Raw genomic sequence first — 24,267 nt, forward strand, 5'->3', positions numbered from 1 at the left:
TCCGCCGGCGCCTTCGCGACGAAGTACGGATCTTGTATGCGGACGGACAACTCGCGCACCTCGGCAACCACGATGCCGGCCACCACCATGCGGGCCTGGCGCACGACGAGACCCGGCCCGCTCACCGACCGTCCGCTCGAGCTCGGGCGCGAGTTGCTTCCGCGTCCGACGAGCAGGGACCTGCTGGTGAAGGTGCTGGCGTGTGGTGTCTGCCGCACCGACCTCCACGTGGTCGCGGGCGAATTGCCGCCGCACCGGCTCAACGTGGTGCCGGGCCACGAGGTGATCGGCGAGGTCGTCGCGGTCGGTGACGACGCGGGTGGCCGCTTCTCGGTGGGGCAGCGGGTGGGCGTGGCGTGGCTGCGGGGCACGTGCGGGCACTGCCGGTACTGCGTGCGCGGCGACGAGAACCTGTGCCCCTATTCGACGTACACCGGCTGGGACGCGGACGGCGGCTACGCCGAGTACACGACGGTGCCGGTCGACTACGCGCTCGAACTGCCCACCGGCTATCCCGTCGTCGAGCTGGCACCCCTGCTCTGCGCGGGCATCATCGGTTATCGCGCGTTGCTGCGGGCGGATCTACCCGAGGGCGGTCGGCTGGGGATCTACGGCTTCGGGGGCAGTGCGCACCTGACCGCGCAGGTCGCGCTTGCCCGGGGAGCGCGCGTGCACGTGATGACGCGGGGCGAGGAGGCCCGTCAACTGGCGTTCAGTCTCGGCGCGGCTTCCGTGCAGGGTGCCGCGGAGCCGCCCCCGGAACCGTTGGACTCGGCGATCCTCTTCGCGCCTGCCGGTGACCTGGTCCCGCCGGCGCTGGAGGCGCTCGACGCGGGTGGGACGCTCGCGCTCGCGGGCATCCACCTCAGCGACATCCCGCCGTTGAACTATCAGCGGGACCTGTTCCGGGAGCGGCAACTGCGGAGCGTGACGGCGAACACACGGGACGATGCCCGCGACTTCCTGGCCTTCGCGCAACGGCACCGACTGCGGGTCAGCGCGCACCGCTACCCGTTGGATGCCGCGGACAAGGCGCTCGCCGATCTCGCGGGCGGTGTGTTCGGCGGCGCCGCCGTTCTCGTGCCGTGACGACGACGCTGTCCTAGCGTGGACTGAGCGGTCCGATCGCGTGGACCGCGCCCGCGAGTGGGAGGACGTCCGCATGATCACTCATCCCGCTTTCACGGTCGAACCGTGGAGCCTGCGCGCCACGAGCCTCGATCTGGACGTCCTGGCCCAGAGCGAATCGTTGTTCGCGCTCTCCAACGGGCACCTCGGCTGGCGCGGCAACCTCGACGAGGGCGATCCGCACGGGCTGCCCGGCAGCTACCTGTCCGGTGTGTACGAGGTGCGGCCGATGCCGTACGCCGAACCGGGATACGGGTACCCCGATTCCGGCGAGACGATCATCAACGTCACCGACGGCAAGATCGTCCGCCTGCTCGTCGACGACGAGCCGTTCGACGTCCGCCGCGGCCGGGTACTGGCGCACGAGCAGGAACTGGATCTGCGGGCCGGGGTACTGCGCCGCAAGGTCGAGTGGCGTTCGCCTGCCGGTCGCGCGGTGCGCCTCACCACCACCCGGCTGGTGTCGTTCACCCAACGCACCATCGGGGCGATCGACTACACGGTGGAGGCGCTGGACGGACCGGCGCACGTGGTACTCCAGTCGGAACTCGTGGCGAACGAACCGATGCCGCAACAGGAGGCAGATCCGCGTGCGGCGGCGGTACTCGCGGAGCCGCTGGTCGCGGAGGAGCACTTCGACCACGAGGCGCTTGTGCAACTGACCCACACGACCGCCGAGAGTGGTCTGCGGATCGCCGTCGCGATGGATCACGAGGTGACCGGACCGGGCGTGCACGTCGAGGTCGAGAGCTATCCGGATCAGGGGCGGGTGACGATCACGTCGGAGCTGGCGCGGGGCGAACGCGTCCGCATGGTCAAGTTCGTCTCGCACGCGTGGTCGGCACGGCGCACCCCGCCCGCGATGCGGGACCAGGTGGCGGGCGAGTTGACGCTCGCGCGTGAGAGCGGCTGGGACGGACTGGTTTCGGAGCAGCGCGCCTATCTCGACAGGTTCTGGGCGCACGCGGACGTGACTGTGGACGGCGATCCGGAGGTCCAGCAGGCGGTGCGTTTCGCGCTGTTCCACATCCTGCAGGCGTCGGCCCGCGCCGAGGGCACCGCGATCGCCTCGAAGGGGCTCACCGGACGCGGCTACGACGGTCACGCCTTCTGGGACACCGAGATGTTCGTGCTGCCGGTCCTGACGTCGGTGCTGCCGCAGGCCGTCGCCGATGCGCTGGGCTGGCGGCATTCGACACTTCCGCGGGCGCGGGAGCGGGCCCGCCAACTGGGGTTCGCCGGTGCCGCGTTCCCGTGGCGGACCATCACCGGCAAGGAGTGCAGCGGCTACTGGCCCGCGGGCGCCGCCGCGTTCCACGTCAACGCGGCGATCGCGCGCGCGGCGATCGGATACATCCGCGCGAACGGGAACGGCGAGTTCGAGCGGACCGTCGGCCTGGATCTGCTGGTGGAGACCGCGCGGCTGTGGCGGTCGCTCGGTTACTTCGACGAGCGGGGCACGTTCCGGATCGACGGCGTCACCGGCCCCGACGAGTACAGCGCGCTGGTGCGGAACGACCTGTACACCAACTTGATGGCGCGCGAGAACCTCGATGCCGCGGTGGCCGTCGTGGAGCGTCACCGGTATCGGATGCCCGACCTCGGGGTCACCGACGAGGAGGTCGGTGGTTGGCGTACCGCTGCGGCGCGGATGTACGTGCCGTACGACGAGCGGCGCGGCGTGCACCCGCAATCGTCCGGATTCACCGATCGGCAGGTATGGGACTTCGTGGGGACGCCGCCCGAGCACTACCCGCTGCTGCTGCACTACCCGTACTTCGATCTGTATCGCAAGCAGGTCGTGAAGCAGGCGGACGTGGTGCTGGCGATGCAGTGGGTTCCGGACGAGTTCACCGAGGAGCAGCGAGCGCGGAACTTCGCGTACTACGAGCGGCTCACGGTGCGGGACTCGTCACTGTCCGCGTGCAGCCAGGCCGTGGTCGCCGCCGACGTCGGTGCCCTCGATCTCGCGTACGACTATCTCGGGGAGACGGCCCTGATCGACCTGTACGACCTCGAGCACAACACCAGCGACGGACTGCACCTCGCGTCGCTGGCCGGGATCTGGATCGCGCTCGTCCAGGGGTTCGGCGGTGCACGCCGGCGCCGTACCGGTCTCACGTTCCGGCCGACGCTCCCGCGCGGCATCGAGCGCCTCGCGTTCGGTGTCGCGGCGGCGGGATGTCGGCTGCGCGTCCAGATCGAGCCCACCGAGACGAGGTACCACCTCGTGGTCGGCGACGAGTTGACGGTCCACCACGACGGGGAGCCGGTGACCTTGCACGGCAACGAGGTTCGGGTGATGCCCACGGTCCGGCCGCCGGCCGGTCCGGTGGTGACGCAACCCGCGGGCCGGGCTCCGGTCCGACGTCGGCCCGGCACCGGCGGTCGCCCGTCACCCGCCGACTAAACTCGCCGACGTGGCAACCCCGATGATCGCACCGTCCATTCTCTCCGCCGACTTCGCGCGCCTGGCCGAGGAGGCCGACGCCGTTGCCGGCGCCGACTGGCTGCACGTGGACGTCATGGACGCCCACTTCGTGCCGAACCTGACGCTGGGCCTGCCGGTGGTGCAGAGCCTGCTGAAGGCCACCGACATCCCGCTGGACTGCCACCTGATGATCGACGACCCGGGGCGCTGGGCGCCGCCGTACGCGGAGGCGGGTGCGCACAACGTCACGTTCCACGCCGAGGCCACCGACGACCCGATCTCGGTCGCCCGGGACATCCGCGCCGCGGGCGCGAAGGCAGGCCTGAGCATCAAGCCGAACACGCCGATCGAGCCGTACCTCGAGATCCTGAAGAGCTTCGACACACTGCTGGTGATGAGCGTCGAACCCGGTTTCGGCGGTCAGTCGTTCATCCCGGCCGTGCTCGACAAGGCGCGTGCCGTCCGCAAGCTCGTCGACGCGGGCGAACTGCGCCTGCTCGTGGAGATCGACGGCGGGATCAACGCCGACACCGTCGAGCAGGCGGCCGAGGCGGGCATCGACTGCTTCGTCGCCGGTTCCGCGGTCTACGGCGCGGCCGATCCTGCCGCAGCGGTCCGCGGCCTGCGCGAGCAGGCGGCCAAGGCCTCCCCGCACCTGACGCTGTCGATCTGACGGCCTCGCGGTGACCTCGCTCGACGCCGCGATGCGGCTCGCGATCGACGCTTCCGAGGCCGCGCGCGGCAGCACCAGTCCCAACCCGCCGGTCGGCGCGGTGATCCTCGACGCGTCCGGCGCGGTCGTCGGCGTCGGTGCCACCCGGCCGCCGGGCGGGCCGCACGCGGAGGTCGTCGCGCTCGCCGCGGCGGGGGAACGGGCCCGCGGCGGAACCGCGGTCGTCACGCTCGAGCCGTGCAATCACCAGGGCCGCACCGGTCCCTGCTCGCGTGCGCTGATCGACGCGGGAATCGCGGCGGTGCACTACTCGGTGGCCGACCCCAACCCGGCCGCGGCCGGCGGCGCCGACACCCTGCGTGCTGCGCGCATCGAGGTGACCGGCGGGCTGCTCGCCGACGACGCCGGACGCGGACCTCTGCGGGCATGGCTGCACCGGCAGCGAACCGGACGACCCCATGTGACGTGGAAGTTCGCCGCCACGCTCGACGGTCGCAGCGCCGCCGCCGACGGCACCAGCCAGTGGATCACCGGACCCGAGGCGCGGGCGCGCGTGCACGCCGACCGGGCGCGGCTCGATGCGATCGTCGTCGGAACCGGCACCGTCCTGGCGGACGACCCGTGGCTCACGGCCCGGCTGCCCGACGGTTCGCTCGCGCCGCACCAACCGCTGCGCGTGGTCGTCGGCAACCGGCCCGTCCCATCCACCGCGAGGGTCCTCGACGATGCGGCGCCCACCCTGGTACTTCGCACGCACGACGTCGGCGAGATCCTCTCTGCGCTCGCCGATCAGGACGATGTCCTGGTCGAGGGGGGCCCGCGTCTCGCGGGCGCCTTCCTCGCGGCGGGCGTGGTCGATCGCGTCCAGGCCTACATCGCGCCGGTGGTACTGGGTGCCGGGTCCCACGCAGTGGAAGACGCTGGAGTGTCCACCATCACCGAGGCGCTACGGTTTCGTCGGGAGAACGTCGAGGTCCTCGGCGACGACCTGTTGTTGAACCTGATCCCTCGGGCTCAGTAGTTATCGATCCAAGGAGTGAGCGAAGACATGTTCACGGGAATCGTCGAGGAACTCGGCGAGATCGTCGCCAAGGAAGACCTGGCCGACGCGGCCCGCTTCACAGTCAAGGGACCGCTGGTCACCTCGGACGCCGGCCACGGTGACTCGATCGCCGTCAACGGTGTGTGCCTGACGGTGGTCGACGTGCTCGACGGCGAGGCGTTCACCGCGGACGTCATGCGGGAGACGCTGGTCCGCTCCAGTCTCGGCTCCTTGGGGATCGGAAGTCGGGTCAACCTCGAACGCGCCGCCGCAGTCAACAGCCGGCTCGGCGGTCACATCGTCCAGGGCCATGTCGACGGCACCGGTGAGGTCATCAGCCGTAGCCCGTCCGAGAACTGGACCGTGGTGCGGATCTCGCTGCCGTCGAGCATTTCCCGGTACGTCGTGGAGAAGGGCTCGATCACCGTCGACGGCGTCTCGTTGACGGTGTCCGCGCTCGGCGGGGAGCCGGGCGACGAGTACTTCGAGATCTCGCTGATCCCGACGACGCTGGGACTGACCACGCTCGGCGCTGCCGAGCCCGGCACGCCGGTCAATCTGGAAGTCGACGTCATCGCCAAGTACGTCGAACGCCTGCACACGGCCGCGGGCCGCTAGCCGGAATAACGACCTCGTCACGCGAGGTCGTACTGTTGAGGTGCATCTGAAGCGATGCGCCGGGACATACTCGAGCACGCCAGTTCAAGATTTTGGAGCCCAAGCACGTGACCAGGTTCGACAGCATCGAGCGCGCAGTCGCAGACATCGCCGCAGGTAAGGCGGTTGTGGTCGTCGACGACGAGGACCGCGAGAACGAGGGCGACCTCATCTTCGCGGCCGAGAAGGCCACCCCCGAACTCGTGGCGTTCATGGTGCGCTACACGTCGGGCTACCTGTGTGTCCCGCTCGACGGCGAGGACTGCGACCGGCTGGGGCTCCCGCCCATGTACGCGACCAACCAGGACAAGCACGGTACCGCGTACACCGTGACCGTCGATGCGCGCGAGGGAATCGGTACCGGAATCTCGGCATCCGACCGCGCGGCGACGATGCGCCTGCTGGCCGACCCGACGACCGGCGCCAACGACTTCACCCGTCCGGGCCACGTCGTCCCGCTGCGCGCGAAGGAGGGCGGCGTCCTGCGTCGTCCCGGTCACACCGAGGCGGCCGTCGACCTCGCCCGGATGGCGGATCTGCGTCCGGCGGGCGTGATCTGCGAGATCGTCAGCCAGAAGGACGAAGGCCACATGGCCAAGGTCGACGAGCTGCGGGTGTTCGCCGACGACCACGACCTGGCCCTGATCTCGATCGCAGACCTCATCGCGTGGCGTCGCAAGCACGAGAAGCACGTCGTCCGCGTCGCCGAGGCGCGGATCCCCACCCGGCACGGCGACTTCACGGCCGTGGGGTACAAGAGCATCTACGACGAGGTGGAGCACGTCGCGCTCGTGCGCGGCGACATCGCCGAGGGTGACGGTAGCGACGTCCTGGTCCGCGTGCACTCGGAGTGCCTGACCGGCGATGTGTTCGGTTCGCTGCGCTGCGACTGCGGCCCGCAACTCGACGCCGCGCTCGACATGATCGCGCAGGAGGGCCGCGGCGTCGTCCTGTACATGCGGGGCCACGAGGGCCGCGGCATCGGTCTGATGCACAAGTTGCAGGCCTACCAGCTGCAGGACGCGGGTTCCGACACGGTCGACGCCAACCTGCAGCTCGGCCTGCCGGCCGACGCCCGCGACTACGGCATCGGTGCGCAGATACTGGTCGATCTCGGTATCAAGTCGATGCGCCTGCTCACCAACAACCCGGCCAAACGCGTCGGCCTCGACGGTTACGGACTCCAGATCACCGATCGGGTCCCGATGCCGCTGCGCGCGAACGCCGAGAACCTCACGTACCTGCGCACCAAGCGCGACCGCATGGGCCACGACCTGATCGGTCTGGACGAGTTCGAGGCCGGTGACGCGCTGTGAGTGGCGAGGGACGCCCCGATCTCCAGCTGGGGATGGCGAAGAATCTGAAGCTGGCGATCGTCGCCGGACAGTGGCATCCCGAGATCAGTGAGGCGCTCGTCGCGGGCGCCAAGCGGGTCGCCAAGCAGGCGCAGATCGAGGATCCGACGCTCGTCCGCGTCGCCGGTGCCATCGAGTTGCCGGTCGTCGTGCAGGAACTGGCGAAGTCGCACGACGCCGTCGTGGCGTTGGGAGTCGTGATCCGTGGCGGCACACCGCATTTCGAGTACGTGTGTGACGCCGTGACGGCCGGGCTGACCCGGGTCGCGCTCGACGAGGGCGTTCCGGTCGGCAACGGGGTACTCACCACCGACACCGAGAAGCAGGCACTGGACCGTTCGGGTCTGCTGGGCTCGGTGGAGGACAAGGGCGGCGAGGCGTGCGCGGCGGCGATCGACACTGCCGTCACCCTGGCGCAGCTGCGACGTAAGCGGACGGGGTCGGCGTCGCGATGAGCACCAACGGTGACTGGGAGTTCGAGGTCCGGTCCAAGAAGTCGGCGCGCTACGCGATGGTCGCGGCCGGAGTGCTCGTGCTGGTGCACGTCACCTTGGCGATCCTGCTGCGCACCTCCGCCACGGGCGTGTACTTCCGTCTGGTGGACCAGTTCGCCATGGCGGGCATCGGTCTGCTGCTGGCGGGTGGCGTGCTTCTGCTCACCCGGCCGCGTCTGCGTGTCGGCCCGCGCGGCATCGCTGTGCGCAACATCCTGGGTGAGCGCATCGTCGACTGGGATCTCGACCAGGGACTGTCCTTCCGGGACGGGGCCTCGTGGGCGCGGATCGAGCTGCCCGACGACGAGTACGTCCCGGTCATGGCGATCCAGGCCAACGACCGCGAGCACGCTGTGCAGGCCGTTCGCCGGTTCCGCGAGCTCGAGGCGAAGTACACGAGCTCGCGCGCCGAGTGAATACCGTCGGTACCGCCGACTAGCCTGGAATCGTGCCCGATCCCTCCACTTATCGACCCGCGCCGGGAAGCATCCCGGTGGCACCGGGTGTCTACAAGTTCCGCGACCCGCACGGCCGGGTGATCTACGTCGGCAAGGCGAAGAGTCTGCGGTCGCGACTCAACTCGTACTTCGCCGACGTCTCGTCGCTGCATCCGCGCACCCGGCAGATGGTCACGACGGCGGGCAGTGTCGAGTGGACGGTAGTCAGTACCGAGGTCGAGGCGCTCCAGCTCGAGTACAACTGGATCAAGGAGTTCGATCCGCGGTTCAACGTCCGTTACCGCGACGACAAGACCTACCCGGTGCTGGCGGTGACCCTGAACGAGGAGTACCCGCGGCTGTTCGTGTACCGCGGTCCGCGGCGCAAGGGCGTGCGCTATTTCGGGCCCTACTCGCACGCGTGGGCGATCCGCGAGACACTCGACCTGCTGCTGCGCGTCTTCCCGGCGCGCACGTGCTCGGCCGGAGTGTTCAAGCGGCACAACCAGATCGGCAGACCGTGCCTGCTCGGTTACATCGACAAGTGCTCGGCTCCGTGCGTCGGCCGCGTGAGTGCGGCCGAGCACCGGGAGATCGTCGAGGACTTCTGCGACTTCCTGTCGGGCCGTACGGACCGTCTCGTGCGGCAGCTCGAGACCCGCATGCAGGAGGCGGCCGAGGACCTCGACTTCGAGACGGCGGCGCGCCTGCGTGACGACGTCGGCGCGCTGAAGAAGGCACTGGAGAAGCAAGCGGTCGTGCTCGGCGACGGCACCGACGCCGACCTGGTGGCGTTCGCCTCCGACGAACTCGAGGTGGCCGTGCAGGTCTTCCACGTCCGCGGTGGACGCGTGCGTGGACAGCGCGGCTGGGTGGTCGAGAAGGCCGGCGACGTCATCGAACGCGACGCGGTCGCTGCCGACGCCGGGGCGGAATCGGAGCTGGCGCTGCTCGTCGAGCAGTTCCTCACCCAGTTCTACGGAGAGCAGGCCGCGCTGTCCGACAGCGGCGCGGCGGCCGACCAACCCACGAACGCGGTTCCACGGGAGGTGCTCGTGCCCGCGCTCCCGCGGGACGTCGAGGGCCTGCAGCAGTGGCTCGGTGGGCTGCGGGGCAGTTCGGTCAAGCTCCGTGTGCCGCAACGCGGCGACAAGAAGGCGCTCGCGGAGACCGTCGAACGGAACGCGAAGGAGGCGCTGGCGCAGCACAAGTTGCGGCGCGCCGGCGACTTCACGTCGAGATCTGCAGCGCTGCAAGGCATCCAGGAGGCGCTCGATCTCGATTCCGCGCCGCTGCGAATCGAGTGTGTCGACATCAGCCACGTGCAGGGCACCGATGTCGTGGCGTCCCTCGTGGTGTTCGAGGACGGTCTGCCGCGCAAGTCCGACTACCGGCACTACGCGATCCGGGAGGCCGCCGGCGACGGCCGCTCGGACGACGTGGCCAGCATCGCCGAGGTGACCCGGCGGCGCTTCCTGCGGCACAACCGCGACGTCGCGGCCGGCGGCGGTGCCGACGGTGGCGACCAGGCCCCCGAAGCCGCACTGGATCCGCAGACGGGACGGCCGCGCCGGTTCGCGTATCCGCCGAACCTGTTCGTCGTCGACGGCGGTTCTCCGCAGGTCAACGCGGCCGCTGAGGTGCTCGACGAACTCGGCGTCACCGACGTCGCGGTGATCGGGCTGGCCAAACGCCTCGAGGAGGTGTGGGTGCCGGGGGAGGAAGATCCGGTGATCCTGCCCCGCACCAGCGAGTCGCTGTACCTGTTGCAGCGAATTCGCGACGAGGCACACCGCTTCGCGATCACGTTCCACCGCAGCAAGCGGTCGCGGCGGATGACGGCGTCGGCGCTCGATTCGGTTCGCGGTCTCGGCGAGACGCGGCGGACCGCGCTCGTCACACACTTCGGTTCGGTGGCCAAGCTGCGCGAGGCGACGGTCGAGGAGATCACGGCGGTACCCGGCATCGGCGTGGCCACCGCGCAGGCCGTGCTCGCGGCGCTCGCCGAACCGCAATCGGACCGGACCGCGGCCGTGGCCGAGGCCGAACCCAGCGCAGATGTGGCTGCGGGAGGCGACGTGGTGGGGGATGATGTGACGGACATCGGCGCATCGGAACGAACAGGACACAGTCGCGAGTGAACGACCAGCAGGAACGCGGTGGGGCAGATGTGGAGGTCGCGCTCGTCACGGGTCTTTCCGGGGCAGGGCTGAGCACCGCGGCGAAGGTGCTCGAGGACCTCGGCTGGTATGTCGTCGACAATCTTCCGCCCGAACTGATCACGCGGATGGTCGAACTCGGCGTCGAATCCGATCCACCGATCCGCCGCCTGGCTGTCGTCGTCGACGTCCGCAGCCGCCCCTTCACAGGTGACCTGGGGCAGGTCGTCGCGGCGCTCGAAGCCATGCCGGTGCAGATCCGGGTGCTCTACCTCGAGGCCAACGATCCCGTGCTGATCCGCCGATTCGAGCACGTGCGTCGCAGCCATCCGTTGCAGAGCGACAGCAAGGAAGGCACGCTGTCCGAGGGAATCGCAGCCGAGCGGGCCAAGCTGGCGCAGGTTCGGGCGTCCGCGGATCTGGTCGTCGACACCTCCGCCCTCGCCGTGCGCGAGTTGCGGGAGAAGATCGAGACCGCGTTCGGTGGCGAGGCCAGCAGCGTGATCCAGGTGACGGTGCAGTCCTTCGGTTTCAAGCACGGGCTGCCGATGGACGCCGATCTGGTGTGCGACGTGCGGTTCCTGCCGAATCCGCACTGGATCCCGGAACTGCGTCCGCACACCGGACTGGAGGAGGCGGTACGGGACTACGTCCTGTCCCGTGACGGTGCCGAGGAGTACCTCGACACCTTCCGGCGGCTCCTCGAACTGACGACGGCGGGATACCGCCGGGAGGGAAAGCGCTACATGACGATCGCGGTCGGTTGCACCGGCGGCAAGCATCGGAGCGTCGCGATGTCCGAGGCGCTCGCGGCGCGCCTCGGCACTGAGGACGGCCTGGCCGTCCGGGTCGTCCACCGCGATGTGGGTCGCGAATGACGGACGCATCGACCACCACCGACTCCCGGGCGCCCCGGATCGTCGCGTTCGGCGGCGGACACGGGTTGTACGCGACCCTGAGTGCGGCGCGTCGGCTCAGCTCCGACGTGACGGCCGTCGTCACCGTCGCCGACGACGGCGGCTCGTCCGGCCGGTTGCGCAACGAGCTCGGCATGATCCCGCCCGGCGATCTGCGGATGGCGCTCGCGGCGCTCGCCGCGCAGACCCCTGATGTCCGGTCGTGGACGGAGACCGTGCAGCACCGCTTCGGAGGGTCCGGCGCACTCGCGGGCCACTCCGTCGGCAACCTCATCCTCGCGGGGCTGACCGAGGTCCTGGGCGACCCGGTCGCCGCGCTCGACACTGTCGCCCGCCTCCTCCAGGTCGAGGGGCGAGTGCTGCCGATGTCGACGCAGGCGCTGCAGATCGAGGCCGACGTCGTGGGTCTGGAGACGGATCCGCGGGTCAGCCGGTGCATCCGGGGTCAGGTGGCGGTGGCGACCACACCGGGCAAGGTGCGCCGTGTGCGTCTGCTGCCGGCCGACCCTCCGGCGTGCCCGGACGCGCTCGCGGCTCTCGGCGCCGCGGATCTCGCGGTTCTCGGACCCGGATCCTGGTTCTCGAGCGTCATTCCGCACGTGCTGGTTCCCGAACTTCTCGACGGGTTGTTGCGGACGCCGGCCCGGAAGGTGCTCGTTCTCAACCTGGCGCCGGAGCCGGGGGAGACCGCCGGATTCTCCGCCGAGCGTCATCTGCACGTACTGTGCCAACACGCGCCCGAATTCCGTGTCGACCACGTCGTCGTCGATTCGGCGTCGGTCCCGGCGGGTCGCGAGCGTGACCATCTCTGCCGCGCCGCGACACATCTGGGCGCCGAGGTGGTCTACGCGGACGTCGCCGAGGACGGCACCCACAAGCACCACGCGGGCAAACTCGCGGATGTGCTGGCGGGCCTCGTGGACCGGCGGGCGCCGGCCGGGTCGGCAACCGGATACGACGACATCGAACGAGCCACCGAACGGACGGCCGGGGGAAGGGAGAGCGCCTCGTGGCGATGACAGCCGAGGTCAAGGACGAGCTCAGCAGGCTCACGGTCACGCAGGTCAGCTGCCGCAAGGCGGAGGTGTCGGCGCTGCTCCGATTCGCGGGCGGCCTGCACATCGTCGGCGGCCGCGTCGTGGTGGAGGCCGAGGTGGATCTCGGCTCGACCGCCCGGCGGCTGCGCGGCGAGATCCTCGACCTGTACGGATACCAGTCGGACGTGCACGTGCTCAGTGCCGGCGGGCTGCGCAAGAGTTCGCGATACGTGGTCCGCGTCGCCAAGGACGGTGAGGCGCTGGCGCGCCGGACCGGGCTGCTCGACATGCGCGGGCGTCCCGTGCGGGGGCTGCCGGCTCAGGTGGTCGGAGGCAGCGTCGGCGACGCGGAGGCCGCGTGGCGCGGCGCCTTCCTGGCTCATGGTTCGCTCACCGAGCCGGGGCGCTCGTCGGCGCTCGAGATCAGCTGCCCCGGTCCGGAGGCCGCACTGGCGCTGGTCGGCGCCGCCCGGCGCCTGGGTATCGCGGCCAAGGCACGCGAGGTGCGCGGCACCGACCGGGTGGTGGTCCGCGACGGTGAGGCGATCGGCGCCCTGCTCACCCGGATGGGTGCGCAGGACACGCGCCTGACCTGGGAGGAACGTCGGATGCGCCGCGAGGTGCGCGCGACGGCCAACCGCCTCGCGAACTTCGACGACGCCAACCTGCGCCGCTCGGCGCGAGCGGCGGTCGCGGCGGCGGCACGGGTGGAGCGGGCGCTCGAGATCCTCGGGGAGGACGTTCCGGACCATCTGGCGGCGGCGGGCACGCTGCGGGCCAAGCATCGGCAGGCCTCGCTCGAGGAACTCGGCCAACTTGCGGATCCGCCGATGACGAAGGACGCGGTGGCGGGCCGCATCCGTCGGCTGCTGTCGATGGCGGACCGCAAGGCGAAGGATCTCGGGCTCCCGGACACGGAGTCCGCCGTGACGCCGGAGTTGCTCGAGGAGGCATGACGGCGCCCGGAACGGTCTCGTCGAGGTCACGTTCCGTCCACGGTGTCCTACGCCCGATCCGATGTCCTCACAGTTGCGCGCCGAACAGCGTCCGCCAACTAGGGTGGGATGCGCACCGACTGATGAGCAAAGGAGCGAACTGTGACGGTCCGGGTAGGCATCAACGGCTTCGGTCGTATCGGGCGTAACTTCTTCAGGGCAGTCGATGCGCAGAAGGCGCTCGGCACCACCGACATCGAAATCGTGGCGGTCAACGACCTCACGGACAACGCAACGCTGGCTCACCTGCTCAAGTACGACTCGATCCTGGGTCGCCTGCCGCACGAGGTCTCGCTCGAGGGCGACGACACCATCGTCGTCGGCGATACCAAGATCAAGGCACTGGCGCACCGCGGTCCGCTCAGCGAACTTCCCTGGGGCGATCTGGGTGTCGACGTCGTCGTCGAGTCCACGGGCATCTTCACGGACGCCGAGAAGGCCAAGGGGCACCTCGAGGCCGGTGCCGAGAAGGTCGTCATCTCCGCGCCCGCAAAGGGCGAGGACATCACCATCGTCATGGGCGTCAACGACGACGAGTACGACGGCAGCCAGAACATCATCTCCAACGCGTCCTGCACCACCAACTGCCTCGGCCCGATCGCCAAGGTCCTCGACGACGAGTTCGGAATCGTCAAGGGTCTGATGACCACGGTCCACGCTTACACGCAGGACCAGAATCTGCAGGACGGCCCACACAGAGATCTGCGTCGCGCCCGCGCGGCCGCGTTGAACGTCGTCCCGACCAGCACGGGTGCCGCCAAGGCCATCGGCCTGGTCCTCCCGCAGTTGCAGGGCAAGCTGGACGGATACGCGTTGCGCGTGCCGATCCCGACGGGCTCGGTCACCGACCTCACCGTCAACCTGTCGAAACCGGCCACGACTGCGGAGATCAACGCCGCCATGAAGTCTGCCGCCGAGGGCCGGCTGAAGGGCATCCTGAAGTACACCGAGGCACCCATCGTGTCGTCGGACATCGTCACCGACCCCCATTCCTCGATCTTCGACGCCGGCCTCACCAAGGTCATCGATGATCAGGCCAAGGTTGTCTCCTGGTACGACAACGAGTGGGGCTATTCGAACCGCCTGGCGGATCTCGTCGGCCTCGTCGCCAAGTCACTCTGAACGGAAGCACTACTACAACTATGTCTGTCAAGACTCTGCAAGACCTGTTGGACGAAGGTGTCGAGGGCCGTACCGTGCTGGTGCGCTCCGACCTGAATGTCCCGCTGGACAACGGAACCATCACCGATCCGGGCCGCATCATCGCTTCGGCGCCGACCATCTCGGCACTGGCCGAGGCCGGCGCCAAGGTGATCGTGATGGCGCACCTGGGCCGTCCCAAGGGTGAGTTCGACCCCGCGCTGTCGCTGGCGCCGGTCGCCGCGAAACTCGGTGAGGTGCTGGGGCGCAACGTCCAGCTCGCAGGTGACGTCGTCGGCCAGGATGCGCTCGCGCGGTCCGAGGGCCTGACGGACGGCGATGTCCTCCTGCTCGAGAACATCCGCTTCGATCCGCGTGAGACCAGCAAGGACGACGCCGAGCGCGAGGCGCTCGCGAAGGCGCTCGTCGACCTGGTCGACGGGGAAGGCGCGTTCGTCTCCGACGGTTTCGGTGTCGTGCACCGCAAGCAGGCGTCGGTTTACGACATTGCCAGACTGCTGCCCCACTACGCGGGCAACCTGGTCGCGGCCGAGGTCGACGTCCTGCAGAAGCTGACGCAGGACTCCGAGCGTCCGTACGCGGTCGTGCTCGGCGGTTCGAAGGTGTCGGACAAGCTCGCGGTGATCGAGGCGCTGGCACCCAAGGTCGACACCCTCGTCATCGGTGGCGGCATGTACTACACCTTCCTTGCCGCACAGGGTGTTTCGGTCGGTAACTCGCTGTGCCAGGAAGAGATGATCGAGACCTGCAAGGGCCTGCTCGAGCGCTACGCGGACGTCATCCACATCCCGCAGGACGTGGTGATCGCCGATTCGTTCTCGGCGGACGCCGAGTCGAAGACGGTCTCCGTCCTGGACATCCCGGACGGCTGGATGGGACTGGACATCGGACCGCAGTCGGTGGAGCGCTTCGCGGCGATCCTCTCGGGTGCCAAGACGGTGTTCTGGAACGGCCCGATGGGCGTGTTCGAGTTCGAGAAGTTCGCGGCCGGCACCAAGGGTGTCGCCGAAGCGATCATCGAGGCCACCGGCAAGGGCGCGTTCAGCGTCGTCGGCGGCGGCGACTCCGCGGCGGCCGTGCGTCAGCTCGGCCTGCCCGAGGACGGCTTCTCGCACATCTCGACCGGCGGCGGCGCGTCCCTCGAGTACCTCGAGGGCAAGACGCTTCCCGGCATCAGTGCCCTCGAAGACCGAGCGCTGGAGGACTGAGGCATGGCACGTAAGCCTTTGATCGCCGGCAACTGGAAGATGAACCTCAACCATCTCGAGGCCATCGCTCTGGTGCAGAAGATCGCTTTCTCGTTGCCCGCGAAGTACTTCGAGAAGGTCGACGTGACCGTGCTCCCGCCGTTCACCGACATCCGCACCGTGCAGACGCTGGTCGAGGGCGACAAGCTCCTGCTCACCTACGGTGCCCAGGACGTCTCCGCCCACGAGTCGGGTGCGTACACCGGCGAGATCAGCGGCTCGATGCTGGCCAAGCTGGGCTGCACGTTCGTGGTCGTCGGCCACTCCGAGCGGCGCACGCTGCACGGCGAGTCCGACGAGACCGTCCTCGCCAAGACCAAGGCCGCGCTGCGATACGGGATCACCCCGATCGTCTGCATCGGTGAGGGCCTGAACATCCGCGAGGCCGGCGAGCACGTGTCGTTCAACGTTGCGCAGCTGAAGGCTTCGCTGGCGGGTCTGTCGCCCGACGAGATCTCGAAGATCGTCGTCGCGTACGAACCCGTCTGGGCCATCGGCACCGGCAAGGTGGCCTCGGCTGCCGACGCGCAGGAAGTCTGCAAGGCGGTGCGTGACACGCTCGCCGAGCTGGCGTCAGCGGAGATCGCCCAGGCCGTGCGGGTCCTCTACGGCGGTTCGGTCAACGCCAAGAACGTCGGCGAGCTCATCGCTCAGCCCGACATCGACGGTGGCCTCGTCGGCGGGGCCTCGCTCAAGGCGGACGAGTTCGCGACCCTGTCGGCCATCGCGGCCGGCGGACCGCTCCCGTGGCCGGGTAGCGACTGAACGATGCGCGGGGCGCGTGGCCGGAAAGGTCACGCGCCCCGCGCTCTTGGTGGATCAGGGCGACAGTGTGCAGCGTCAGGCGAGCAGTTTCAGTCGGAGCTCGGTGACGGTGCCGATCGTCAGTCCCAGTCCCTCCGTCAGATAGCGGTCGAACGAGCCGTAGGTGCGTTCGAGTTCGTCGAACGACGCCTCGAGGTAGCCGGCGTCGACCCCGATCAGCTGCCGGTAGATCTCGGCTGCCTCGGGACCCTTCGTGGCGGTGATCCGGTCCAGGGTGGCCCGGATCGTCTCGGCGGAGTATTCGTTCGAGAGCAGGTAATCGTCCACGATCGTCTGCCGGGGCACACCGGCGATGCCGAGGAGCAGGGCGGTGGCCCAACCGGTGCGGTCCTTGCCGGCGGTGCAGTGGAAGACCTGCGGCCCGGAGGTGTTCGCAAGTTGCGTGAGTAGCAGTGCGTAGCCGCGGCGGGACGTCTCGTCCGTGACGGTGTCACGGTAACCGGCCTCTACGTAGGCGCGGGCCTCCTCGGGGCTGCGCAGCCCGGCGATGTCGCCACTGGGGTCGGCCGACAGGACCTGGATCTGCTGGTACCGGACGCCGTCCGGGAGCACGTCCGGGTTCGCGGCGATCTCCTGGTCGGTGCGCAGGTCGTACACGGCGGTCAGTCCGAGCGAACCGAGTGTCTGCAGGTCTGCAGGCGTCGGGGCGAGAGTGTTCGAGCGATAGAACACGCCGCGGTTGACGTGCAGGCCGCCGAGACCTTCGTAGCCGGCTCCGGTGCCGGCGATGTCCCGGAAATTGTTCACCGACGCCAGTCTCGGGGTCTCGGGCGTATCGACCGCGGCGGATCCGGATCCCGACGATCCGAAGCCGGGGAGCGACGACGCTTCGGCGACGACAGGTCCGGCGAGCAGCAGTGCGGCTGTGAGGGCGAGGGTGGTCGTGGCGCGGGTGCGCGAAAAACGCTTGTCGTGCACAGGTTTCGTCACAGTGAGTCCTTCCGCGATGGTGGCTTCCGCCCGGAAGGTAGCGCGTGGACGGACGGTCGATGTGACGCGTCTCACTCAGCGGTTGGGCGCCGTGCTGGGCGTGCGCGAGATTCGCTCACGCCCAGCGCTGTTCGTCTGCGGGGTCAGGCGAACAGCTTGATACGCAGCTTGGCGATCGTCACCGGCGACAGGTCGAGACCGTCGAGCAGATAGTTCTGCACACTGCCGTACTTCGCCGCGAGCTCGTCGAGGCCCGCCTGCAGATAGCCGGCGTCCACACCGAGCAGGGGGCGATAGATGTCCGCGACGGCCTGCCCCCGGCTCGCCTTGATGCCCTCGTAGGTGCGTTCCATCGACGCGGCCGTGTACTCGTTGGTGAGCAGGTAGTCGCTCATGATGTCGGCACCGGAAACCCCGGCGATGCTCTGCAGTAGTGCCGACGTCCAGCCGGTCCGGTCCTTGCCGGCGGTGCAGTGGTAGACCTGCGGTCCGGCGGTGCTCGCCAAGTCCGTGAGCAGTTGCGCGAAGCCTGCGCGCGCGGCCGGATCGGTGACGAACGAGCGGTTCATGTCCTGCATGAAGCGTCGGGCGTCGTCGGGGGTCCGCAACTGGGCGACGCCGGCGGCAAGGTCGCCGGACAGAATCGGGATGCGGACGTACTCGGGTCCGTCGGGGAGCCGGTCGGCCTTCTGCGCCACTTCCTCGTTCGTCCGCAGGTCGTAGACCGCCGACAGCTTCAGCCCGTCGAGGGTGGCGAGGCCCGCGTCGTCGGGCGTGATCGCGTTCGCGCGATAGAACACGCCGGTGCGCATGTGGCCGAAAGGGGTCTCGTAGCCGGGGCCCGCGACGTCGCGGAAGTTGTCGACGGTCGCGAGCCGCGGAGCCTCCACCGTCGTCGGAGCCGACGAGCCGAACGTCCCGAGCGAGCCGAACGACGGCAGGTCGACCGACCCGGCGGCCTCGGCGGCGGCGGTTCCGGCGAACAGGAACGAGCCGGACACGGCGATTGCCGTGGCGGCTCGGGTGGTGCGGCGCAGAGCTGTGGAGCGGTGCGTCATGGTGAGGCCTTCCTCGTCGGGGTGCTGACAGCACGGAAGGTAGTGCGGCACGTTGTGCCACAAAAGTGGGGCATCTCACTGTGCGGGAGGACTGTGGCGCCCGGCATCCACCCCCTGGCCGACGCCGAGGCGCTCCGGATGTCGGGCTTGCGGCTCGCCGGGGGAGTACCAGGTAAGCTGGGCGCGCTAGTGGCCGAATTCCGTCGTGCGTGAAGGGCAGCGAATACCGAAATGGCACTGTTCCTGGACATCCTGCTGGTCATCACCAGCCTGCTGCTGATTCTCCTGATTCTGCTGCATCGCGGTAAGGGCGGCGGTCTGTCCAGCCTCTTCGGTGGCGGTGTCCAGTCGAGTCTGGCCGGTTCGAGCGTCGTCGAGAAGAACCTCGACCGTATGACGGTCTTCACGGCGGCGATCTGGCTGATCGCGATCCTCGGCATCGGACTCGAGATCAAGTTCAGCTGACGATGGCGGGGTACCACAGTTCCGCGACCATCCCCGATGCTGCTGCGGCGCTGATCGATGCGCCGGAGTTCGCGACGCTCGCCACCGTCGAACCGGGCGGCCAGCCGCAGCTGTCCGTCGTCTGGCTCGAGCGGGACGGTGACGACGTCCTCATATCCACTGTCCGGGGACGCCGCAAGACGGACAACCTCCTGCGCGATCCTCGTGCGACGGTGCTCATCTACCCGGCGAGTGGCCCGTACAGCTACGTCGAGATCCGCGGCACCACCACGATCGCCGACGACCCCGGCGGATCCCTCATCCACAAGCTGGCCCGGAAGTACACCGGCGCGCAGCGGTGGGAACACGACGCCCCCGACACCCCGCGGGTCATCGTCCGGTTGACCCCGTCGAAGGTGATCTGGAAGGGCTGACGCCGTCGCGTCGTTGCTGTGCGGGGGACCGGCCGTCGGCCGATAATCGGGGGATGACCGGGACCTCGGATTCATCTGCAGCCTCTTCCGTCACGTCCGCGCCGCGCGCCGCCACCGAGCCGCTGCGTGACGACATCCGCCTCCTCGGCGGGATCCTCGGCGACATCGTCCGCGAGCAGGCCGGCGAGGACGTCTTCGACCTGGTCGAACGAGCCCGTGTCGAGTCGTTCCGGGTCCGCCGCTCGGAGATCGACCGGGCCGAGCTGGCCGAGCTCTTCTCGACCGTCGACACCGCCGACGCGATCCCTGTCATTCGTGCCTTCAGTCACTTCGCGTTGCTTGCGAACGTCGCCGAGGACATCCACCGCGAACGCCGGCGGGCGATCCACGTCCGGGCAGGCGAACCTCCGCAGGACAGCACCCTCGCGGCCACCTACGCGAAACTCGATGCCGCACCGGTGGATCCGGAGATCGCTGCGGGTGCGCTCGCGGGTGCCCTCGTCGCACCAGTCATCACCGCTCATCCCACCGAAACGCGCCGACGGACGGTTTTCGAGACCCAGAACCGGATCATGGAACTGATGCGGAGGCGGGAGTGGGTGTCCGTCGATCCCGCCGAGGCAGACGCCGTCGACCGGCAGTTGCGGCGGCAGATCCTCACCCTGTGGCAGACGGCGCTGATCCGGCTGTCGCGCTTGCGGATCCAGGACGAGATCGAGGTGGGACTGCGGTACTACGACGCGTCCCTGTTCGAGGTGGTGCCGAGGATCAATGCGGAACTGCGCGATGCGCTGCGCAGCCGCTGGCCGGATTCGGGAGTGCTCACCGAGCCGATGCTGCGGCCCGGCTCGTGGATCGGCGGCGACCGCGACGGCAACCCGTACGTCACCGCCGACGTGGTCGCACGTGCCACCCACCGCGCATCGGAGACCGCGCTCGAACACCATCTCGCCGAACTGGAGGTCCTCGAGCGGGAGCTGTCGATGTCGGCGAGGCTGGTCACCGTCACCCCGGAGCTGAACCGGCTGGCCGACGAGTCCGGTGACGAGTCGGCGTTCCGGGCGGACGAGCCGTACCGCCGGGCCGTGCGGGGCCTGCGGGCGAGGCTCACCGGCACGGCGGCACGCATCCTCGGTCACCCGGCCGCGCATGCGGTCGCCGGAGAGCTTCCGGACTACCGCGACCCCGCCGAGCTGCTCGCGGATCTCGAGATCATCGACACGTCGCTGCGCTCGCACGGCGACGGCACCGTGGCCGACGACCGCCTGGCCCAGCTGCGAAACTCCGTGGAAGTGTTCGGGTTCCACCTGTGTGGTCTCGACATGCGGCAGAACTCGGAAGTACACGAGACGGTGGTGGCGGAGTTGCTGGCCTGGTCCGGCGTACACCCGGACTACGCGTCGCTGCCGGAGGACGAGCGGATCGCGTTGCTGACGCGCGAGCTGGCGACGCGTCGTCCTCTCGCCGGCCCGCACGCCGAGTTCAGCGAACTCACCACGAAGGAACTCGGCATCCTGCGCGCCGCCGCCGACGCCGTGGACCGGATCGGCCCCGAGGCGATCCCGAACTACGTCATCAGCATGTGCGAGTCGGTCAGCGACATGCTCGAGGTGGCGATCCTGCTGGCCGAGGTGGGATTGTTCGACCCGGACGGCGAGGCCGGACCGCGGTGCCCGGTGGGAATCGTTCCGCTGTTCGAGACGATCGAGGATCTGCGGCACGGCGCGGAAACCCTCACCGCCACCCTGGATGTCCCGCTGTACCGGGCTCTCGTCGCCAACCGCGGGGACAGCCAGGAAGTGATGCTCGGCTACTCCGACTCCAACAAGGACGGCGGCTACCTCGCCGCGAACTGGGCGCTGTACCGGGCCGAGCTGGACCTCGTCCGAGTGGCCCGCGAGAAGGGAATCAGGCTGCGACTGTTCCACGGTCGCGGCGGCACCGTGGGACGCGGCGGTGGCCCCAGCTACGACGCGATCCTCGCGCAGCCTCCCGGTGCCGTCGAGGGATCGCTCCGGATCACCGAGCAGGGCGAGATCATCGCCGCGAAGTACGCCGAGCCGCGTCTGGCGCGGCGCAACCTCGAGGCACTGGTGTCGGCGACCCTCGAATCGACCCTGCTCGACGTCGAGGGCCTGGGCGACGACGCCGCGCCGGCGTACGCCGTCCTCGACGAACTCGCGGAACTGGCACGGGTCGCGTACGCCGATCTCGTGCACGACACCCCGGGGTTCGTCGAGTACTTCGAGGCGTCGACGCCGGTCGCGGAGATCGGCGCACTCAACATCGGCAGCAGGCCGGCGTCACGCAAACAGACGCAGTCGATCTCGGATCTGCGCGCCATCCCGTGGGTGTTGTCGTGGAGCCAGTCGCGGGTCATGCTGCCCGGCTGGTACGGCACCGGAACGGCGTTCGAGAAGTGGGTCGGCGACGACGCGGGTCGGCTGGCGACACTGACCGATCTGTACGAGCGGTGGCCGTTCTTCCGAACGGTGCTCTCGAACATGGCGCAGGTGCTGTCGAAGTCCGACATGGGGCTGGCTGCACGGTATTCCGAACTCGTGCCCGACGCGGAGCTACGCGAAGAGGTGTTCGGCAAGATCTCCGCCGAACACGCGCGCACCCTCGCGATGTACCGGGCCGTCACCGGTCACGACAACCTGCTGTGGGACAACCCCGCGCTGGATCGGTCGGTGCACAACCGCTTCCCGTATCTCGAGCCGCTCAACCATCTGCAGGTGGAGCTGTTGCGCCGCTACCGCGCCGGTGACGACTCGGACAATGTCCGGCGCGGGATCCAGCTCACCATGAACGGGCTCGCGACGGCGCTGCGCAACAGCGGGTAGCGCCGGGTCCGCGGCGCAGCCCCGTCCCTCAGCGATCCGGTGCGAGCTCGGTTCGGGCGTCGGCGGCGGCCTCGCGCATCCGGGTGAGGAACGCCGAGACGGTTTCCCGCTCCTCGTGCGAGAACGTCTCGATCGCGGCCACGGCCCGGCCGATCAGCGGGCCGAAGAAGGACCACCCGAGTTCTTCCGCCTTCGGCGTCACCGTCACCAGGACCCGCCGGCGATCCGCCGTGTCGCGGCCCCGCTCGAGAAGTCCCGCCGTCTCCAGTCGGTCGATCAGTGCGGTCGTCGAGGCCGAGCTGAGGGACAACTGCCCGCCCAGCCATCCGGGTGTGGACGGAGTGCCGGAACGCGCGGCGTCGAGCAGGCAGATGAGGGCCCGCAGATCGGTGGTGTGCAGGTCGTTCCGGTTCGCGAACTCTGCGCCCAGGAGGTTCAGTTCGACGGTGAGTGCCCGGACCCGGTGCACGAGCGCCATTGCGTCGTCGTCCCGACTGTGGGTCATGCGCGTGGGCTCCGATCCTCGACGTGGTTCTCTCGCTAGTCTAGTCTCTCGATCATCGAGATAATGGGTTGAGGGGGACGAGATGAGGCGCGGCACCACCGAAGACTTCGCCGTCACGGCGGCGGGGCTGGGTTTCCTGCAGCGCTACGACCGGGTCCTGGCCAAGTGGCCCGCCGGGACCGTCGGCGTCGACGTCCCGACTCGGCACGGGATCACCCGTGTCAACGCGTGCGGTCCGACCGATGCGGCGCCGGTAGTGCTGCTGAGCGGCGGCGGGGCGACGTCGACGTCGTGGTTCGTCGGCGCGAGCCAACTCGCCGACGAGCACCGCGTGTACGCGATCGACTTCCTCGGCGATCCCGGTCGCAGCGTCGTCGGCGAGCGACTGCGCTCGGTCGAGGACCTGATGTCGTGGCTGAGCGACGTGCTGGGCGCACTCGGGCTCGAATCCGTGGCCGTCGTGGGGCATTCGTACGGGGCGATGGTTGCCCTCGCCTTCGCGGTGCGGCACTCCGGACGGGTCGACCGTCTGGTCCTGCTCGACCCGAACTCCTGTTTCGCCGGTTTTCGCCCGGACTACCTCCTGCGGGCGGTGCCCCTGCTGTCGCGTCCCACTGCTGCACGGCAGCGAGCGCTGATCGGCTGGGAGACAGCAGGATCGGAGATCGACCGGGACTGGCTCGATCTCGTCGCTTACGGCGCCGAACACTTTCCGTCGACGCGGCCGGTCGTGCCCGGACGTCCACGACCGGGGGACCTCGAGCGGGTGGTGTGCCCGACGACGGTGCTGCTCGCCGGGCGCAGCCGGATCCACGACATCGGGAAGGTGGAGGCGGGTGTCCGGAGGAGACTGCCCCACGCCGGGATCGAGACGGTGGCCGGCGTCTCGCACTACACCCTGCCGATGGCGGGTGCCGAGTCGACCGTGGCCCTGTCCGACGCCCTGCGCGGGTGAGCGGGCGTGGTGGCGTGGTCCTCGTCAGGTGCCGGTGGGCTCGAACGCCAGTGGTGTGACGGTGCCGCTGCCGTCTTCGCCGTCGATCAGCCACGGCACCGAGGAACGGGAGGCGCCGACGCGTGTCCACAGGTCCGTCAGCCACGCCGCGGCGGCATCGACGACCGCATCCTCGACGACGAACGGCGCATTGCGGGACATCAGTGGCACGTCGGGTACGACCCCGTCCTCCGTGTATACGATGCCGAAAAGGTGTCGGTGGGCGTCGATGTGCTTGTTGAGCGTGAAGTAGTCGGGCCCTTCCAGGCGAACCCAGACGTCGAACGTGCCCTCACCGTCCTGATCGGGGAACACGTCGATGCACAGTTCGGTCGCCTCCGCCGGCAGCGCATCGAGAATCGCCGACAGTTTCGCGGCAGCGGCATCGGTGTGTGCGTCCAGCACGGCAGCCAGCGTCGTCAGGTACTCGTCACGGTCCACTGCCGCAGACTACCGCCGGAATCGTCCCCGCGGTCCGCAGGGAACCGATCGACCTCC

The 24,267-nt window shown here is 69.2% G+C and carries 23 protein-coding genes; 19 read left to right on the top strand and 4 right to left on the bottom strand.

Features of this window, described 5'->3' with window-relative positions; genetic code table 11:
• Positions 1-72: 72 nt before the first annotated feature.
• The 15 genes from A6I89_RS12520 (at position 73) to tpiA (ending at position 16,498) form a co-directional block, all read left to right on the top strand.
• Complete coding sequence (locus tag A6I89_RS12520) at positions 73-1,089, top strand: zinc-binding alcohol dehydrogenase family protein (protein WP_197939419.1); 1,017 nt, start codon at positions 73-75, stop codon at positions 1,087-1,089.
• Between the two features lie 73 nt (positions 1,090-1,162).
• Positions 1,163-3,538, top strand: a complete 2,376-nt coding sequence (locus A6I89_RS12525) for a glycoside hydrolase family 65 protein (RefSeq protein ID WP_044991009.1) — start codon at positions 1,163-1,165, stop codon at positions 3,536-3,538.
• 10 nt (positions 3,539-3,548) lie between these two features.
• Positions 3,549-4,232: a ribulose-phosphate 3-epimerase gene (gene rpe / locus A6I89_RS12530; protein ID WP_022595753.1), complete on the top strand. Its 684-nt coding sequence runs from the start codon at positions 3,549-3,551 to the stop codon at positions 4,230-4,232.
• A gap of 31 nt (positions 4,233-4,263) precedes the next feature.
• Positions 4,264-5,253 (top strand): bifunctional diaminohydroxyphosphoribosylaminopyrimidine deaminase/5-amino-6-(5-phosphoribosylamino)uracil reductase RibD, encoded by a 990-nt coding sequence (gene ribD, locus A6I89_RS12535; protein ID WP_044991010.1) that lies wholly within the window; start codon positions 4,264-4,266, stop codon positions 5,251-5,253.
• 27 nt (positions 5,254-5,280) lie between these two features.
• The gene (locus A6I89_RS12540) at positions 5,281-5,892 is read left to right on the top strand and encodes a riboflavin synthase (RefSeq protein ID WP_013415936.1); all 612 of its coding nucleotides are present in this window, start codon (positions 5,281-5,283) and stop codon (positions 5,890-5,892) included.
• A 107-nt stretch (positions 5,893-5,999) separates the two neighbouring features.
• Complete coding sequence (locus A6I89_RS12545; RefSeq protein WP_013415937.1) at positions 6,000-7,247, top strand: bifunctional 3,4-dihydroxy-2-butanone-4-phosphate synthase/GTP cyclohydrolase II; 1,248 nt, start codon at positions 6,000-6,002, stop codon at positions 7,245-7,247.
• Positions 7,244-7,741 (top strand): 6,7-dimethyl-8-ribityllumazine synthase, encoded by a 498-nt coding sequence (ribH, locus tag A6I89_RS12550; RefSeq protein ID WP_022595757.1) that lies wholly within the window; start codon positions 7,244-7,246, stop codon positions 7,739-7,741. Before A6I89_RS12545 ends, ribH begins: the two co-directional genes overlap by 4 nt.
• The gene (locus A6I89_RS12555) at positions 7,738-8,196 is read left to right on the top strand and encodes a PH domain-containing protein (RefSeq protein WP_005513407.1); all 459 of its coding nucleotides are present in this window, start codon (positions 7,738-7,740) and stop codon (positions 8,194-8,196) included. Before ribH ends, A6I89_RS12555 begins: the two co-directional genes overlap by 4 nt.
• Before the next feature lie 32 nt (positions 8,197-8,228).
• Positions 8,229-10,358, top strand: coding sequence for an excinuclease ABC subunit UvrC (uvrC, locus tag A6I89_RS12560; RefSeq protein WP_037084291.1), 2,130 nt, complete (start codon positions 8,229-8,231; stop codon positions 10,356-10,358).
• Positions 10,355-11,254 (top strand): RNase adapter RapZ, encoded by a 900-nt coding sequence (gene rapZ, locus A6I89_RS12565; RefSeq protein ID WP_005513403.1) that lies wholly within the window; start codon positions 10,355-10,357, stop codon positions 11,252-11,254. Before uvrC ends, rapZ begins: the two co-directional genes overlap by 4 nt.
• Positions 11,251-12,312 (top strand): gluconeogenesis factor YvcK family protein, encoded by a 1,062-nt coding sequence (locus A6I89_RS12570; RefSeq protein ID WP_022595760.1) that lies wholly within the window; start codon positions 11,251-11,253, stop codon positions 12,310-12,312. The genes rapZ and A6I89_RS12570 overlap by 4 nt, the downstream gene beginning before the upstream one ends.
• The gene (gene whiA / locus A6I89_RS12575) at positions 12,309-13,286 is read left to right on the top strand and encodes a DNA-binding protein WhiA (protein ID WP_172504579.1); all 978 of its coding nucleotides are present in this window, start codon (positions 12,309-12,311) and stop codon (positions 13,284-13,286) included. Before A6I89_RS12570 ends, whiA begins: the two co-directional genes overlap by 4 nt.
• 141 nt (positions 13,287-13,427) lie before the next feature.
• Positions 13,428-14,447 carry a type I glyceraldehyde-3-phosphate dehydrogenase gene (gene gap / locus A6I89_RS12580; RefSeq protein WP_022595762.1) on the top strand — a complete coding sequence of 340 codons (1,020 nt, stop codon included), beginning with the start codon at positions 13,428-13,430 and terminating at the stop codon, positions 14,445-14,447.
• A 20-nt stretch (positions 14,448-14,467) separates the two neighbouring features.
• The gene (locus tag A6I89_RS12585) at positions 14,468-15,694 is read left to right on the top strand and encodes a phosphoglycerate kinase (protein WP_022595764.1); all 1,227 of its coding nucleotides are present in this window, start codon (positions 14,468-14,470) and stop codon (positions 15,692-15,694) included.
• Positions 15,695-15,697: 3 nt separating this feature from the next.
• Positions 15,698-16,498, top strand: a complete 801-nt coding sequence (gene tpiA, locus A6I89_RS12590; RefSeq protein ID WP_044990956.1) for a triose-phosphate isomerase — start codon at positions 15,698-15,700, stop codon at positions 16,496-16,498.
• Positions 16,499-16,573: 75 nt separating this feature from the next.
• Here the strand turns inward: tpiA and A6I89_RS12595 are convergent, their stop codons facing one another.
• Together A6I89_RS12595 and A6I89_RS12600 are read right to left on the bottom strand one after the other, a co-directional pair.
• The gene (locus A6I89_RS12595; RefSeq protein ID WP_080668402.1) at positions 16,574-17,488 is read right to left on the bottom strand and encodes a tyrosine-protein phosphatase; all 915 of its coding nucleotides are present in this window, start codon (positions 17,486-17,488) and stop codon (positions 16,574-16,576) included.
• A 143-nt stretch (positions 17,489-17,631) separates the two neighbouring features.
• Positions 17,632-18,546 carry a tyrosine-protein phosphatase gene (locus A6I89_RS12600; RefSeq protein ID WP_022595770.1) on the bottom strand — a complete coding sequence of 305 codons (915 nt, stop codon included), beginning with the start codon at positions 18,544-18,546 and terminating at the stop codon, positions 17,632-17,634.
• Between the two features lie 231 nt (positions 18,547-18,777).
• Between A6I89_RS12600 and secG the strand changes: the two genes are divergently transcribed.
• From secG to ppc, 3 genes are read left to right on the top strand one after another with little or no spacing between them, the layout of a single operon-like run.
• Positions 18,778-19,011, top strand: a complete 234-nt coding sequence (secG, locus tag A6I89_RS12605; protein ID WP_005513393.1) for a preprotein translocase subunit SecG — start codon at positions 18,778-18,780, stop codon at positions 19,009-19,011.
• Positions 19,012-19,013: 2 nt separating this feature from the next.
• The gene (locus A6I89_RS12610; protein WP_005513392.1) at positions 19,014-19,424 is read left to right on the top strand and encodes a PPOX class F420-dependent oxidoreductase; all 411 of its coding nucleotides are present in this window, start codon (positions 19,014-19,016) and stop codon (positions 19,422-19,424) included.
• A gap of 53 nt (positions 19,425-19,477) precedes the next feature.
• Entirely contained in the window at positions 19,478-22,270 is a 2,793-nt protein-coding gene (gene ppc, locus A6I89_RS12615) for a phosphoenolpyruvate carboxylase (RefSeq protein WP_022595771.1), read from the top strand.
• Between the two features lie 28 nt (positions 22,271-22,298).
• Here ppc and A6I89_RS12620 read toward each other — a convergent pair whose 3' ends face one another.
• Positions 22,299-22,775, bottom strand: coding sequence for a MarR family winged helix-turn-helix transcriptional regulator (locus tag A6I89_RS12620; protein WP_022595774.1), 477 nt, complete (start codon positions 22,773-22,775; stop codon positions 22,299-22,301).
• Between the two features lie 82 nt (positions 22,776-22,857).
• Here A6I89_RS12620 and A6I89_RS12625 point away from each other — a divergent pair, with 82 nt between their 5' ends.
• On the top strand, positions 22,858-23,730 hold the full coding sequence (locus A6I89_RS12625) for an alpha/beta fold hydrolase (protein WP_022595776.1): 873 nt from the start codon (positions 22,858-22,860) through the stop codon (positions 23,728-23,730).
• 24 nt (positions 23,731-23,754) lie between these two features.
• Here A6I89_RS12625 and A6I89_RS12630 read toward each other — a convergent pair whose 3' ends face one another.
• Complete coding sequence (locus A6I89_RS12630; RefSeq protein ID WP_022595778.1) at positions 23,755-24,210, bottom strand: DUF6389 family protein; 456 nt, start codon at positions 24,208-24,210, stop codon at positions 23,755-23,757.
• Positions 24,211-24,267 lie beyond the last annotated feature (57 nt).

It is taken from the genome of Prescottella equi (assembly GCF_002094305.1).
In the GTDB taxonomy this organism is placed as follows: Bacteria; Actinomycetota; Actinomycetes; order Mycobacteriales; family Mycobacteriaceae; genus Prescottella; species Prescottella equi.

What these genes read in the sequence shown, in the direction of transcription:
- A6I89_RS12585 (WP_022595764.1), top strand. Translation starts at nt 14,468, where the DNA reads ATGTCTGTCAAGACTCTGCAAGACCTGTTGGACGAAGGTGTCGAGGGC.
- A6I89_RS12625 (WP_022595776.1), top strand. Translation starts at nt 22,858, where the DNA reads ATGAGGCGCGGCACCACCGAAGACTTCGCCGTCACGGCGGCGGGGCTG.
- secG (WP_005513393.1), top strand. Translation starts at nt 18,778, where the DNA reads ATGGCACTGTTCCTGGACATCCTGCTGGTCATCACCAGCCTGCTGCTG.
- A6I89_RS12525 (WP_044991009.1), top strand. Translation starts at nt 1,163, where the DNA reads ATGATCACTCATCCCGCTTTCACGGTCGAACCGTGGAGCCTGCGCGCC.
- A6I89_RS12600 (WP_022595770.1), bottom strand. Translation starts at nt 18,546, where the DNA reads ATGACGCACCGCTCCACAGCTCTGCGCCGCACCACCCGAGCCGCCACG.
- A6I89_RS12540 (WP_013415936.1), top strand. Translation starts at nt 5,281, where the DNA reads ATGTTCACGGGAATCGTCGAGGAACTCGGCGAGATCGTCGCCAAGGAA.
- A6I89_RS12555 (WP_005513407.1), top strand. Translation starts at nt 7,738, where the DNA reads ATGAGCACCAACGGTGACTGGGAGTTCGAGGTCCGGTCCAAGAAGTCG.
- A6I89_RS12520 (WP_197939419.1), top strand. Translation starts at nt 73, where the DNA reads ATGCCGGCCACCACCATGCGGGCCTGGCGCACGACGAGACCCGGCCCG.
- A6I89_RS12610 (WP_005513392.1), top strand. Translation starts at nt 19,014, where the DNA reads ATGGCGGGGTACCACAGTTCCGCGACCATCCCCGATGCTGCTGCGGCG.
- ribD (WP_044991010.1), top strand. Translation starts at nt 4,264, where the DNA reads ATGCGGCTCGCGATCGACGCTTCCGAGGCCGCGCGCGGCAGCACCAGT.
- A6I89_RS12570 (WP_022595760.1), top strand. Translation starts at nt 11,251, where the DNA reads ATGACGGACGCATCGACCACCACCGACTCCCGGGCGCCCCGGATCGTC.
- tpiA (WP_044990956.1), top strand. Translation starts at nt 15,698, where the DNA reads ATGGCACGTAAGCCTTTGATCGCCGGCAACTGGAAGATGAACCTCAAC.
- ppc (WP_022595771.1), top strand. Translation starts at nt 19,478, where the DNA reads ATGACCGGGACCTCGGATTCATCTGCAGCCTCTTCCGTCACGTCCGCG.
- A6I89_RS12620 (WP_022595774.1), bottom strand. Translation starts at nt 22,775, where the DNA reads ATGACCCACAGTCGGGACGACGACGCAATGGCGCTCGTGCACCGGGTC.
- whiA (WP_172504579.1), top strand. Translation starts at nt 12,309, where the DNA reads ATGACAGCCGAGGTCAAGGACGAGCTCAGCAGGCTCACGGTCACGCAG.